The sequence below is a fragment of the Falsiroseomonas frigidaquae genome, assembly GCF_012163145.1.
In the GTDB taxonomy this organism is placed as follows: domain Bacteria; phylum Pseudomonadota; class Alphaproteobacteria; order Acetobacterales; family Acetobacteraceae; genus Falsiroseomonas; species Falsiroseomonas frigidaquae.
This window is the reverse complement of record NZ_JAAVTX010000002.1, coordinates 197687-210663: the sequence shown is the minus strand read 5'-3', so window position 1 is coordinate 210663 and position 12977 is coordinate 197687. Positions and strand designations below refer to the sequence as shown.

11 protein-coding genes are annotated in these 12977 nt (G+C 72.6%); all 11 read left to right on the top strand.

Annotated features, from left to right (window positions below; genetic code table 11):
• Window position 1 precedes the first annotated feature (1 nt).
• The 11 genes from HB662_RS05375 to HB662_RS05325 all read left to right on the top strand — a co-directional run bounded on the left by HB662_RS05375 (window position 2) and on the right by HB662_RS05325 (window position 12882).
• Entirely contained in the window at window positions 2-463 is a 462-nt protein-coding gene (locus HB662_RS05375) for a DUF721 domain-containing protein (RefSeq protein WP_342449450.1), read from the top strand.
• Window positions 464-492: 29 nt separating this feature from the next.
• Window positions 493-1146 carry a DsbA family protein gene (locus tag HB662_RS05370; protein ID WP_168047987.1) on the top strand — a complete coding sequence of 218 codons (654 nt, stop codon included), beginning with the start codon at window positions 493-495 and terminating at the stop codon, window positions 1144-1146.
• A 12-nt stretch (window positions 1147-1158) separates the two neighbouring features.
• Window positions 1159-5262: an AAA family ATPase gene (locus HB662_RS05365; RefSeq protein ID WP_342449449.1), complete on the top strand. Its 4104-nt coding sequence runs from the start codon at window positions 1159-1161 to the stop codon at window positions 5260-5262.
• Between the two features lie 106 nt (window positions 5263-5368).
• On the top strand, window positions 5369-5857 hold the full coding sequence (locus HB662_RS05360; protein ID WP_168047985.1) for a molybdopterin-dependent oxidoreductase: 489 nt from the start codon (window positions 5369-5371) through the stop codon (window positions 5855-5857).
• A 10-nt stretch (window positions 5858-5867) separates the two neighbouring features.
• Window positions 5868-8261 carry an EAL domain-containing protein gene (locus HB662_RS05355; RefSeq protein WP_168047983.1) on the top strand — a complete coding sequence of 798 codons (2394 nt, stop codon included), beginning with the start codon at window positions 5868-5870 and terminating at the stop codon, window positions 8259-8261.
• An 81-nt stretch (window positions 8262-8342) separates the two neighbouring features.
• Entirely contained in the window at window positions 8343-10235 is a 1893-nt protein-coding gene (locus HB662_RS05350) for an ABC transporter ATP-binding protein (RefSeq protein WP_168047981.1), read from the top strand.
• 116 nt (window positions 10236-10351) lie between these two features.
• Window positions 10352-10651: an AtpZ/AtpI family protein gene (locus tag HB662_RS05345; protein WP_342449448.1), complete on the top strand. Its 300-nt coding sequence runs from the start codon at window positions 10352-10354 to the stop codon at window positions 10649-10651.
• A 58-nt stretch (window positions 10652-10709) separates the two neighbouring features.
• The gene (locus HB662_RS05340) at window positions 10710-11465 is read left to right on the top strand and encodes a F0F1 ATP synthase subunit A (RefSeq protein WP_168047979.1); all 756 of its coding nucleotides are present in this window, start codon (window positions 10710-10712) and stop codon (window positions 11463-11465) included.
• Between the two features lie 78 nt (window positions 11466-11543).
• Window positions 11544-11771 carry an ATP synthase subunit C family protein gene (locus HB662_RS05335; protein ID WP_168047977.1) on the top strand — a complete coding sequence of 76 codons (228 nt, stop codon included), beginning with the start codon at window positions 11544-11546 and terminating at the stop codon, window positions 11769-11771.
• A gap of 89 nt (window positions 11772-11860) precedes the next feature.
• Window positions 11861-12361: a F0F1 ATP synthase subunit B family protein gene (locus HB662_RS05330; protein WP_168047975.1), complete on the top strand. Its 501-nt coding sequence runs from the start codon at window positions 11861-11863 to the stop codon at window positions 12359-12361.
• Between the two features lie 11 nt (window positions 12362-12372).
• The gene (locus HB662_RS05325) at window positions 12373-12882 is read left to right on the top strand and encodes a F0F1 ATP synthase subunit B family protein (protein WP_168047953.1); all 510 of its coding nucleotides are present in this window, start codon (window positions 12373-12375) and stop codon (window positions 12880-12882) included.
• Window positions 12883-12977 lie beyond the last annotated feature (95 nt).

Sequence of the window (12977 nt, the reverse complement as noted above, 5' to 3'; positions counted from 1 at the left end):
CGTGGCGCAGGATGGCGATCAGCGACGGTTTCCGACAGCCCCCCTGCCGCTGTCATCCCTGATTCCGCGGCTGACCCGGCCGGCCTTCCGCAAGCGCAGCCCGGCCGGTGCGCAGCTGATGGCGGATTGGCCGGGCATCGTCGGCCCGGCCCTGGCGGCGGTGACCCAGCCGCTGCGGGTGACCAGCGGCACGCTGACGCTCGGCTGTTCCGGCCCGGTGGCGATGGAGCTGCAGCACCTGGCGCCGGAGCTGATCAGCCGGATCAACGCGCATTTCGGCCGCGTGGCGGTGGAGCGCCTGCGCTTCGTGCAGCAGGCCCCGGCCGGCGTGCCCCGCCCGGCGCCACGGCCGCAACCGGTGCAACTGCCGGCCCCGGTGGAGGCCCGGCTGGCTGAGATGCCGGCGGGGGAATTGCGCGATGCACTGGCAAAGCTGGCCCTCGGCGTCTATCGAAAGCGGTGAACCTGCCCATTTCCGCGGAGCCTGCCTGCATGCTCGACCGCCGTTCCATCCTGACGATCGCCGCCAGCCTGGCGCCCGGTCTTGCCTTGGCGCCCCGCCTGGCCTCCGCGCAGGGCGCCGCCCCCGCCCAGCCGGCCCCGCCGCCGCTGGCCGCCGATGACCCGCGCATGTCGGAGCGCAGCGTCGGCCGCGTCGACGCGCCGGTGACCGTGATCGAGTATTTCTCGCTCACCTGCGGCCATTGCGCCGCCTTCCACCGCGAAACCTACCCCAAGGTGAAGTCCGACCTGATCGAGTCGGGCCGCATGCGGCTGGTGTTCCGCGATTTCCCGCTGGACGGGCTGGCGCTGGCCGCCTCCGCCGTGGCCCGCAGCCTGCCGCCGGAGCGCTACGAACCCTTCATCTCCACCCTGCTCTCCAGCCAGGATCGCTGGGCCTTCGCCCGCGGCGGTGACCCGCGGGAGGAGCTGTTCAAGGTGGCGGCGCTGGCCGGCATGTCCCGCGCGAAATACGACGAGGTGCTGGCCGACCAGGCACTGGCACGCGCCATCCTGGCCGCCCGCGTCGCCGGGCAGCAGGAACACAACGTCACCTCGACCCCCAGCTTCGTCTTCGGCAACCGCACGGTACCGGGCAACATGGCCTTCGCCCGCTTTGCCGCGCTCGTCGCCGAGACGCGCTGATTGATGGAGTCCGTGCCGGCCGAAGACGCGGGCGGTAGCCCGGACGAGCCGGCCGAGGAGGAGGCACGGACCGACGTCCAGGCCGAGGCCGCGCGCCATGCGCGGCTGACCCGGCTGCGCATCGCCGGCTTCAAATCCTTCGCCGAGGCGACGGTGGTGGAGGTGATGCCAGGGCTGACCGGCATCGTCGGCCCGAATGGCTGCGGCAAGTCCAATGTGGTGGAAGCGCTGCGCTGGGCGATGGGCGAGACCAACGCCCGGGCCATGCGCGGCGGCGAGATGGACGACATCATCTTCGCCGGCACCTCCACCCGCCCAGGCCGCAACCTGGCCGAGGTGACGCTGACGCTGGAGGAGGCCACGGGCCTGGCGCCGCCGCCCAATGCCGAAGCCACCGACCTGGAGATTTCGCGGAAGATCGCGCGCGGCGAAGGCAGTTCCTTCCGGGTGAACGGGCGGGAACTGCGCGCCCGCGACGTGCAGACCATGTTCGCCGATATCGGCTCCGGCGCCCGGTCCTCCGCCATGGTCAGCCAGGGCCGCGTCGCCGCGCTGATCTCGGCGCGGCCGGAGGAACGCCGCGCGGTGCTGGAGGAAGCGGCCGGCATCGCTGGCCTCCGCGCCCGCAAGCATGAGGCGGAGCTCAAGCTGCGCCAGGCGGAGAACAACCTCGGCCGCGCCGAAGACCTGATCGGCCAGATGGAGGCCGGGCGGCAAAATCTGCAACGCCAGGCCCGCCAGGCCGCGCGCTACCGCAACCTGTCCGGGCTGGTGCGGGAGGCGGAGGTGGAATGGCTCGCCATCCTGCGCGCCCGCGCCCAGTCGGCACTGGCCGGGGCGCGGCAGGCCTTCGCCACCGCCCGCCACGCCACATCCCAGGCGGAAGCCGCCGCCGAGGCCGCCGCGCGCCGTGCCTTCGCCGCCGAACAGGGTCTGCCCGCGCCGCGCGCCGCCGAAGGCATTGCCCGCACCGCCCTGGAACGCCGCCGGGTGGAGGCGGAGACGCTGGGCGCCGAGGAAGCCCGTGCCCGCGAAGCCCTGGCAGGCGCCCAGTCCCGCCACGCCGCCCTGGCGCGCGACCTGGAGCATGCCGCCGGCGTCGAGTCCGATGCCGATACGGCGGAGGCCCGGCTGCAGGCGGAGGCGGAGGAACTTTCCCGGATCGCCGCCGAACTGCCCGGCCGCAACGCCGATGCGGAACGCGCGGAGGCCGAGGCGATCGCCGCCGTGGCCGAAGCCGCGGCCGCCGCCGACCGTGCCACCGAAATCGCCGCCGAGGCCGCCGCCCAGGCCAATGCCCTGGCGGCCGCGGAAGGCGAGGCCGCCAGCCGTGCCCAGCGCCTGGCCCAGCAATTCGCCCGCATTGCCGCCGACCATGAGGCGGCCCGCAAGGCCGTGGTGCCGGAAGCGGCGCTGGCCGAGGCTGCCGGCCGCACCGGCGCGGCCGAAGCCGCCCTGGCCGAGGCCGAGGCCGCGCTCACCGCTGCGGAGACCACCCGCACCACCGCCCAGACGGCGCATGAGGCGGCACGCCGGTTGGCGAGCGAGGCCGAGGCCACCGAATCCCGCGCCAGCAGCGAACTCCAGGCCGCCGAGACGGCCGCCCGCCGCGGCGCCGAGCAGCAGGCCCGCCTGACCGCCGAGCGCGATGCGGCCCGCGCCGGCGCCGTGCCGGAGCCCGAGATGGCCGCCGCCCGCGCCGAGGCCAGCGCCGCCGCGGCGGCCCTGGCCGAGGCCCGCGCCGCGCTCGACGCCGCCGAGAAATCCCGCACCGCCGCCCAGGCCCGCCACGAAGCCGCCCGCGCCGCCGCCAGCGAGGCCGAGGCCGCCCGCGCCCGCGCCGCCGCCGAGGCGGCCGCGCTGGCCGAGGTGCTGCGGGCGCGGGAAGTGGGTGGCGGTGCCGAATCCGTGCTCGACCGCATCGGTGTGCCGCCCGGCCTGGAAGCCGCGCTGGGCGCCGCGATGGGGGAGGGGCTGGACGCGGCGCTGGACCCGGAGGCGCCGCGCCATTGGCGCAGCCTGCCGCCGCTCGACCCGATGCCAGCCTTGCCGGCCGGCGCCACGCCGCTCGCCCGGCTGGTGGAGGCGCCGGATGCGCTGTCCCGCGCGCTGTCGCAGATCGGCCTGCTGCCGAAGGGCGCGGACGGCGCCGCCTTGCAGAAAATGCTGAAGCCCGGCCAGGCGCTGGTGACGGAGGATGGCGCGGTGTGGCGCTGGGATGGGCAGGGCCTGCTGCCCGGCATCCCGACCCCCGGCGCCGTCCGCCTCGCCCAGCGCAATGCGCTGCGTGCCGCCGGCGCTCGCCTCGACAAGGCGGAGGCCGAGGCCGGCGCCGCCAGCACCGCGCGCAGCCAGGCCGCTGCCGCGGAACAGGAGGCGCGCGGCGCCGAGGCCCGCCAGCGGGAGGCCCGCGCCACCGCCGAGCGTCGCCAGGGAAGCGCCCAGGCGGCGCTGGACCGGCTGGTGGCGCGTGACCAGCAGGCACAGCAGCGGCTGGCGGCGCTCGCGCCACAGCTCGCCCGGCTGGAGGGCGAGATGCGGGCGGCGACCGCGGCGCTGGAAGCCGCGCGCATCGCCCGCGCCGCCGCCCCGGATGCCGCCGCCGCGCGCCAAGCCCGCAGTGCCGCCGCGGCCGAGGAATTGTCGGCAACCCGCGCCGAGACCGCGGCTCGGGAGGCCCGCCGCGGCGCCGAGCAGCGGCTGGCCGCCGCCCGCGATTCCGCCCGCAACCTGGCCGCCCGTGCGGCGGAGGCCGAGGCGCGGCTGGCGGCGCTGACCCCGGAACTCGCCCGCATCACCGGGGAACGGGATGCCGCCGCCGCCGCCCTGGCCGAGGCCCAGGCCGCCCGCGCCGCCGCCCCCGACCTCGCCCAGCTGCGCGCCGAGGTCGATCGCGCCCGTGCCGCCCTGGCCAATGCGCGCGCCGCGGAAGCCGGCTGCCGCGACAGCCGCGCCACGCTGGCCGCCGAGGCCGGGCGCATCGAGCAGCGCCAGGCGGCGATCGGTCCCGAACGCGCCGAATGGGCGCGCCGCAAGGCCGAAGCCGCGGGCCGCCGCCAGGATCTGGCCAGCCGCGCCGCTGCCGCCGCCGCGGAACGCGACGCGCTGGCCGAGGCGCCGGAGACCGCCGCCGCGCAGCGCCAGGCCGCCGGCCGGGCGCTGGCCGAGGCCGAGGCCACCCACGCCGCCGCCGCCGCCGCCCTGACGGCCGCCGAGACGGAGGACCGCGAATCGGTGCTCGCCCGCCGCAGCGCCGATGCCGCCTTCGCCCAGGCGCGGGAGGCGCAGCTGCGCGCCGAGGGCAGCGCCGGCCAGGCCGAGGCGGCCGCGCTGGCGGTGGAGGAACGCATCGTCGAACGCCTCGGCGAGGGCCACCCGGCACTGCCCAGCGAGATGCCGGAGCTGACCGACCAGGCCGAGGAAAAGGCCCGCCGCAAGATGGAGCGGCTGACCCGGGAACGCGAGGAGATGGGCCCGGTCAACCTGCGGGCCGAGGCCGAGTTGCTCGATCTTGATGCGACCCGGGACCGCATCGAGACGGAGCGCCAGGAGGTGGCAACCGCCATCGCCAAGCTGCGCGGCGTGATCGGGCATCTGAACCGCGAGGGCCGTGAAAGGCTGCGCGTGGTGTTCGACAAGGTCGATACCGAATTCCGCGCCCTGTTCACCCGCCTGTTCGGCGGCGGCCGGGCGCATCTGGCGCTGGTCGGCTCCGACGACCCGCTGGAGGCGGGGCTGGAGATCTTCGCCGAGCCGCCGGGCAAGAAGCTGTCCTCGCTGAACCTGCTGTCGGGCGGCGAGCAGGCGCTGACCGCCCTGTCCCTGGTCTTCGCCGTGTTCCGCTGCAACCCCGCGCCGGTCTGCGTGCTGGACGAGGTGGATGCGCCGCTGGACGACGCCAATGTGGAGCGGCTGTGCGACCTGCTGGAGGTGATGGCCGCCCCCGATGCGGAGGGACGCGGCGGCACCCGCTTCCTCATCGTCACCCACCATCCGCTGACCATGGCGCGGATGCACCGCCTGTATGGCGTGACCATGCAGGAACGCGGCGTGTCCCGCCTGCTCAGCGTCGACCTGCAACGCGCGGTGGAGATGGTCGAGGGTCATCCCGGCTAAATCGGGCGATCTGCGGGACAGTTAACGTTATTGTGATGATTGCGGGCCAGGCTGCGTCCGGCCCGCGAAGGATTCGTGCGCACCCATCATCGCAGTAGGTGCCCCCATGCGACGTCGGACATTGGCTGCCCTTCCGCTGCTGGCGGCGCTGGCCGGCGAACGCGCCCTGGCGCAGCCGCGCCCGCCGCGCCACATCCTCCGCGTCAGCGGCCGCATCGAAGGCGCCGAACGCGCCTTCAGCCTGGCGGAGCTGGAGGCGCTTGGGATGCAGGACATCGCCACCCGCACCACCTGGACGGGGCCGGATGTGCTGCGTTTCAGCGGCGTGCCGCTCGCCAGCCTGCTGCGCGCCTGCGGTGCCAGCGGCACCACGCTGCGCATCCATGCGCTGAACGACTATGCCGTGAACGTGCCGGTCGAGGATGCCACGGAGAATGGCGCGCTGCTGGCCACGCGGCAGGGCGGCATGCCGCTCCGCATCCGCGACCGCGGGCCGATATGGCTGATTTATCCCTGGACCGAACGACCGGAGCTGGATGCGCCGGTCTTCCGCGACCGGGCGATCTGGCAGATCCGACAGATCGACGTGACCTGAGCACTGCACGGTGCTGCGCCCCCCCGGCACGAAACCCCTGGCCCGCCTGCTGCGCCATGCCCGCGGCCGCACCACCGCCGTGGTGCTGCTGGTGGCCGGGCTGTTGTTCGTGCTGTCGATCGGCACATCCCTGCAACGGGCGCGGGAACAGTTCCGCCTCGAGGCCGGCAGCCAGCGCGTCTCCATCTGGTTCAGCACCCAGGCGCTGGTGGAACTGCACCGGTTCCGCGTCGCGCTGCTGCGCTTCGAGCGTCGCGAACCCGGCTGGGACCGCGACATGCTGGCCGAGCGCTACGAGATCCTGCTGAGCCGCCTGCCGCTGCTGCAGGGCGCGGAGGAGGCGGATACCCGCTCCGTCCTCGATCACAGCGATATCGTGGTGGGCCTGCAGGCGGCGCTGGAGCAGCTTGAGCCCGACATCGTCGTGCTGGAGCCGGACCACATCCCCAGCCTGGCGCGGATCCAGGCGGTGGCGGAGGAGGCCGACCTGCTGCTGACCCGCCTGAACCTGGCGCTACATACGGAACGGCGGCTGGCGGTGGAACAGGCGCGGGTCAGCGCGCGGCACCTGGGCGTGTTCTTCGTGACCAGCCTGGGCGGGCTGCTGCTGGGCGCGCTGCTGCTGCTGCTGCTGATCGCCGGTGCCGCGCGCCGGGCGGCGGAAGCGGAACGGACGCTGCGCGTGCTGGTCGATTCGCTGCCCATCGGCATCGCCGCCTTCGACCCCGCCGGCCGCCTGGTGATGATGAACGAGACCGGCCTGGCGCTGGCCCGGCTGGACAGGGAGGAGGATGCGCTGGGCCTCCGCGCCAGCGAACTGGGCGGCAATGAGGGCGCCGATGACGATGTGGCGGAGGTGGTGGCGCAGCGTGTCGCCCTGCCGCCGAAGGAAACCCGCATGCCGCATCGCGACGGCACCGACCGTACCCTGCTGGTTTCCACCGCGCCGGTCTTCGGCAAGGGCGGCAACCTGGTGCGGGTGGTGCGGGTGGCGCTGGACGTGACCGACCAGCGGGAGGCCGACCGCCGCATCCGTCACCTGGCGGAGCACGACACGCTGACCGACCTGCCCAACCGCCTGCTGTTCGGCGCCCATCTGAAGGCGCGGCTCGAACACGCGACGGAGACGGGGATGGTGGCGGTCCACTGCATCGACCTCGATCACTTCAAGGAGGTGAATGACAGCCTGGGCCATCCGGTGGGCGACCAGCTTCTGCTCGCCGCTTCCGCCCGCATGCGGGGCACGATGCGCGAGGGCGACATGCTGGCGCGCCTCGGCGGTGACGAGTTCGCCGTGATCCAGCCGGGCCTGGCCCAGGAATCGGAGGCGAGGCTGCTGGCGGAGCGGCTGGTGGAGGTGCTCGGGCGACCCTATCGCCTGAAGGGCTACACGCTGCGCGCGGGCGCCAGCATCGGCACCGCCCTGGCACCGCAGCACGGCATGACGGTCGAGAGCATCCTGAGCCGCGCCGACATCGCGCTGTACCGGGCCAAGGGAACGGGCCGCGGCCGCGCCACGCAATTCACCATGGACCAGGAGGCCGGGCTGCGCGAACGCCGGCAATTGGAGGAGGATCTGCGGCAGGCCCTGGCCTCGGGCCAGCTGTCACTGGTGTTCCAGCCGAAATTCGTCATTGCCACCGGGTTGCTGAAGGGCTGTGAGGCGCTGCTGCGCTGGCATCACCCGGAGCGCGGCATGATCTCCCCCGGCCTGTTCATCCCGGTGGCGGAGGAAACCGGGCTGATCCACCCGATCACGCAGCTCGTGCTCGACCAGGCCTGCCGGCAGGCCATGGCCTGGCGCGCGCAGGGGCTGGAGGTGCCGGTGGCGGTGAACCTCTCGGCCGGGCATTTCGGCGCGGAACAGGGCGTCGGGCTGGTGCGGGAGGCGCTGGAGGCAACCGGCTGCGACCCGGCCCTGCTGGAGGTGGAGGTGACCGAGGGCGTCTTCCTCCGCAGTGCGGAGGCGGCGACGCGCAGCTTCGAGACGCTGCGGAAGATGGGCGTGCGGGTGGCGCTGGATGATTTCGGCACCGGCTATTCCTCGCTCGGCTACCTGCAGCACCTGCCCTTCGACGTCATCAAGGTGGATCGCACTTTCATCGCCGGCCTGGAGGATGCCGGGCCTGCGGGTGCCGGGCCTGCGGGTGCCGGGCCTGCGGGTGCCGGGCCGGGCAGCCCGGGCACCGGCCGGCGCATCGTCGATGCCATCGTGCGACTGGCGCATGGGCTGGGGGCGGAGGTGGTGGCGGAAGGGGTGGAGACCCCTGCCCAGCTGGCGACGCTGCGCCAGCTTGGCTGCGACCGCGCGCAGGGCTTCCTGCTCGGCCGGCCGATGCAGCCGCATGCCCTGGTGGAACTGGCCCGCGCCGAACTGCTGGCCGCGGACCGCAACGTGGCGTGATGCGAAACCGGGCCTGAAGCGCAACCGGGCGTGAAGCGGGGGCGTGGTTGACGCCGGCGCCGGGCCGGCGCTTCTGGCGGCATGCGCCTGTTTCAGATCTTCGAGACCGCCGTCGACCCCGTCGCCGCGCCGGGCCGCCCAGCCTCCCGCTGGTTCGGCCTGCCGGTGCCGGAGACGCCGCCCCCGGCCAGCCTGCCAGGTTTCTACTGGCATTTCGCCCGCCAGGCGCGGGCGCTGTTCGGGCTGCTGTTCGCCACCGGCCTGACGGTTGCGCTGCTCGACCTGCTGATCCCGATCTTCATCGGCCGTGTGGTGGGGCTGCTGGAGCAGCATGGGCCGCAGCGGATCTGGGCCGATGCGGGCTGGACCCTCGCCGGCATGGCCGCCGTGCTGCTGCTGGCGCGGCCGGCCGCAATCCTGATGCAGAACCTGGTGACGCAGCAGGCCATCATCCCGGCCGTCACCTCGCTGATCCGCTGGCAGAGCCACTGGCAGGTGGTGCGCCAGGGCTGGGCCTTCTTCCAGGAGGATTTCGCCGGCCGCATTGCCAACCGCGTCATGCAGGCCGGCCCGGCGCTGCGGGAAAGCGTGGTGCAGTCGGTGAACGCCGTCTGGTACATCCTGGTCTATGGCACCGGCGCGGTGCTGGTGCTGGGCGCGACCGATGCGCGGCTCGCCATTCCGATCCTGGTCTGGTTCGCCCTGTACGCCACGCTGCTGCGGCTGATCGTACCGCGGATGCGCGACCGGTCCCGCAAGGCCAGCGAATCACGCAGCCTGCTGACCGGCCGCGTGGTGGACAGCTACACCAACATCGTCACCGTCAAGCTGTTCGCCCGCGCCGAGCAGGAGGATGCCTGGGTGCGGGAGGGGCTGGAGGCGCTCAACCGCAACTTCGCCCGGCAGACCCGGCTGGTGACGCTGAACGGCTTCCTGCTCTCCACCCTGAACGCCAGCATGCTGACGGCAACCGCCGGGCTGGCGATCTGGCTGTGGTCACGCGGCGAGGTGCCGCTGGCGGTGGTGGCCTCCGCTTTGCCGATGGCCTGGCAGATCGCCAACATCTCGGGCTGGGTGGCCTTCAACGTGGCCGGCATCTTCGAGAATATCGGCGTGGTGCAGGAAGCCATGGGCAGCATCGCGGTGCCGCGCACCGCCCCCGATGCGCCGGATGCGCAGAAGCTGGCGGTGCCGCGCGGTGCGATCCGTTTCGAGGATGTGCGCTTCGGCTATGGCCGCGCCAGCGCCCCCGGGGCCCCGCCGCGCGGCGCCGTGCTGCATGATTTCGACCTGGACATCGCGCCGGGCGAAAGGGTGGGGCTGGTCGGCCATTCGGGCGCGGGCAAGACCACCGCCATCAACCTGCTGCTGCGCTTCTTCACCCCGGAAGGCGGCCGCATCCTGGTCGATGGCCAGGATATCGCCGGCGTCACCCAGGAAAGCCTGCGCGGCGCCATCGGCGTCGTGACGCAGGACACGGCGCTGCTGCACCGCTCCATCCTGGACAACATCCGCTACGGCCGCCCGGATGCCAGCCCGGCGGAGGTGATGGAGGCGGCGCGGCGGGCGGAGGCGCATGACTTCATCATGGCCCTGTCGGATTGGCGTGGCCGCACCGGCTATGACGCCCATGTGGGCGAGCGCGGGGTGAAGCTCTCCGGCGGCCAGCGGCAGCGGGTGGCGATCGCGCGCGTGCTGCTGAAGGACGCGCCGATCCTGCTGCTGGACGAGGCGACCAGCGCCCTCGACTCGGAGGTGGAGGCGGCGATCCAGCAAAGCCTGGAACGGCTGATGGCCGGCAAGACCGTGATCGCCGTGGCGCACCGCCTGTCCACCCTGGCGCGGATGGACCGGCTGGTGGTGCTGCATCAGGGCGCCGTGGCGGAACAGGGCAGCCACACGGAATTGCTGGCGGCTGGCGGCGTCTATGCCCGGCTGTGGCAGCGGCAATCCGGCGGTTTCATCGGTGAATGAGCGCGGCCTGCGCGTGTGCTAACCATGTTGCAGCGCGTTCATTGCCTTGACACTTGTGCCGTCGCGCCGTAGGAGCGGGCCGCCTTCCGGGCGGGGCGCCGCAGGGGAGAGCAACGGTGGCGGAAGACGACGGATTCGAGCAAAGGCTCCGGCAGGCCCGGGCGCGGCAAGGGATGGATCCCAAGCCGGGCCTCAACGGGCCCCTGCCGGCAAGCAGCTGGGGCGTCGGGTTTCGTGCGGGTGTCGAGGTGGTTTCAGCACTGGTCGTGGGCATCGTCCTCGGCATGCTGCTGGACCGTTGGCTTGGCACCTGGCCGTGGCTTTTCCTGTTGTTCTTCGTGTTCGGCAGCGTCGCCGGGGTGATGAACGTGTTTCGGCTGTTCAATCCGCGGGGCGGTGCCCGGAAGCAGGGGTAGAGGCTGCCGCGTCGCGGCATTAAGGGGTTCCCCGTTCGCGGGGGACGGGAGATTGCGAGTGGCCGCCGAGACCGGAACGATCGACGCGCTGAGCCAGTTCCAGCTGACCCCCGTATTGGGGCCGATCGGCGCCGCTGTCGGCTTTTCCCAGTCCAACGCGCATATGCTGCTGGCGGCGGGGCTGATCACGGCGCTGATCATGTTCGGCATGTCGGCCCGCGCGGTGGTGCCGGGGCGGCTGCAGTCGCTGGCCGAATCCTCCTACGAATTCGTGCAGGGCCTGGTGGTCGGGCAGGTGGGCGAGGAGGGCAAGCGCTTCTTCCCCTTCGTCTTCACGCTGTTCATGTTCGTGCTGTTCGGCAACATGCTCGGCCTGCTGCCCTACGCCTTCACCTATACCAGCCACATCGCGGTGACCTTCGGCCTCGCGGCCATCGTCTTCGTGCTGATCACCGTGGTGGCGCTGGCGCTGCATGGCCGCAAGTTCTTCGGCTACTTCTTCCCGGAGGGTGCCCCGCTATGGCTGGCGCCGATCATCATCCCGGTGGAGATCGTGTCCTACCTGTCGCGCCCGGTCAGCCTCTCCATTCGTCTGTTCGCGAATATGGTGGCCGGCCACGTCATGCTGAAGGTGTTCGCCACCTTCATCGTGCTGCTCGGCGGGCTTGGTGCCATCGGGCCGCTGGTGGCGATCCTGCCGCTGTCCGTCAATATTGCCCTGGTCGGGTTTGAGGTCCTGGTGGCCTTCCTGCAGGCGTATGTCTTCGCCATCCTGACCAGCATCTACCTGCACGACGCGGTGCACCTGCACTGAGGCAGGCCCTTCAGGCCCGCCTCCTGCGTCGCTCAGTCCACCCCAAGCTGTATCATTCAAGACGGAAGGATTACCCAGATGGAACTGGTGCTTGCCGCTAAGGCCCTCGGGGCTGGCATCGCCGTGATCGCGCTGTTCGGCGTCGGCCTCGGCATCGGCAACATCTTCTCCTCGCTGATCACCAGCGTGGCGCGCAACCCGGCGGCCCGCGATGCGGTGTTCCCGATCGGCATCCTGGGCTTCGCGCTCACGGAAGCCGTCGCGCTCTTCGCGCTGCTGATCGCCTTCCTGATCCTGTTCGCCTGATCCCCCGGCCGGCACCAGCCGGCCGAGATTCGCGATAGGGCGCGCCGCCCGCCGGGTGGCGCGCATCAGGGACGTTGACGAGGAACACCATGCCGCAGCTCGATTTCGGCAATCCGCTGATGATCGCCCAGATCGTCTGGTTGCTGATCATCTTCGGAGTCCTCTACTTCGTGCTCTCCACCTACGCGCTGCCGCGCGTGGAGGAGGTGCTGGAGGATCGCCGGCGCCGGATCGAGGGTGACCTCGAAGCCGCGCAGGCTGCGAAGGCGGAGGCCGATGCGGCCATCGCCGCGCATCGTGAGGCCACCAGCAAGGCACGGGCGGAAGCCCAGGCCGCCATCGCCGCCGCGATGCAATCGGCCCAGGCCGAGGCGACGCAGCGGTCCGAGGCGCTGGCCGCCCGGCTGGCCGAGCAGATCACCGCAGCCGAGGCGCGTATCGCCGCGGCCCGCGATTCCGCCATGGGCGCGCTGCGCCAGGTGTCCACGGAAACCACGGAAGCGCTGCTGCAGCGCCTGACCGGCCAGTCCGACCAGGCCGCCGTGGGCGCCGCCGTCGATCGCGCCCTCGCCGCCCGCGGCCTGGGCTGAGGAGCGCCGCCATGGAACACCATTACGAGCATTTCTGGCTCGACCCGAAGTTCTGGGTCGCCGTGTCCTTCGTGCTGTTCGTGCTGCTGGTCGGCAAGATGGCATGGAGCCGGATCACGGCCATGCTGGACGCCCGCGGCGCACGCATCCAGGCGGAACTGTCCGAGGCCGCGCGCCTGCGGGCCGAGGCCGAGGCGCTGCGCAAGCAGGCTGATGCCGACCGCGCCGCCGCGCTGGCGGAGGCGGAGGACATGATCGCCCGTGCCCGTGCCGAGGCCGGCCGCGTGGCCGAAGCCGCGGCGCTGGAGGCGGAGCAATCCGCCAAGCGGCGCGAGCGCATGGCGCTCGACCGGATTGCCGCCGCCGAGGCGAGTGCGCTGGCCGAGGTGCGGAACGCCGCCGCCGAAGTTGCCGCCGCCGCGGCACGCGATGTGCTGGCGCAGACCATGGATGCCGAGAAGGATGCGGTGCTGATCGACCGCGCGGTGGCCGATCTGCCTCGCGCGCTTCGCGCGGCCTGACAGACCCACGCGCTGCGCGCGGCCTGACAGCCACGCGCTTCGCGTATCACGGCCGAGCCTTTCAGCGGGGATCCTTCGGGGTCCCCGTTTTCCTT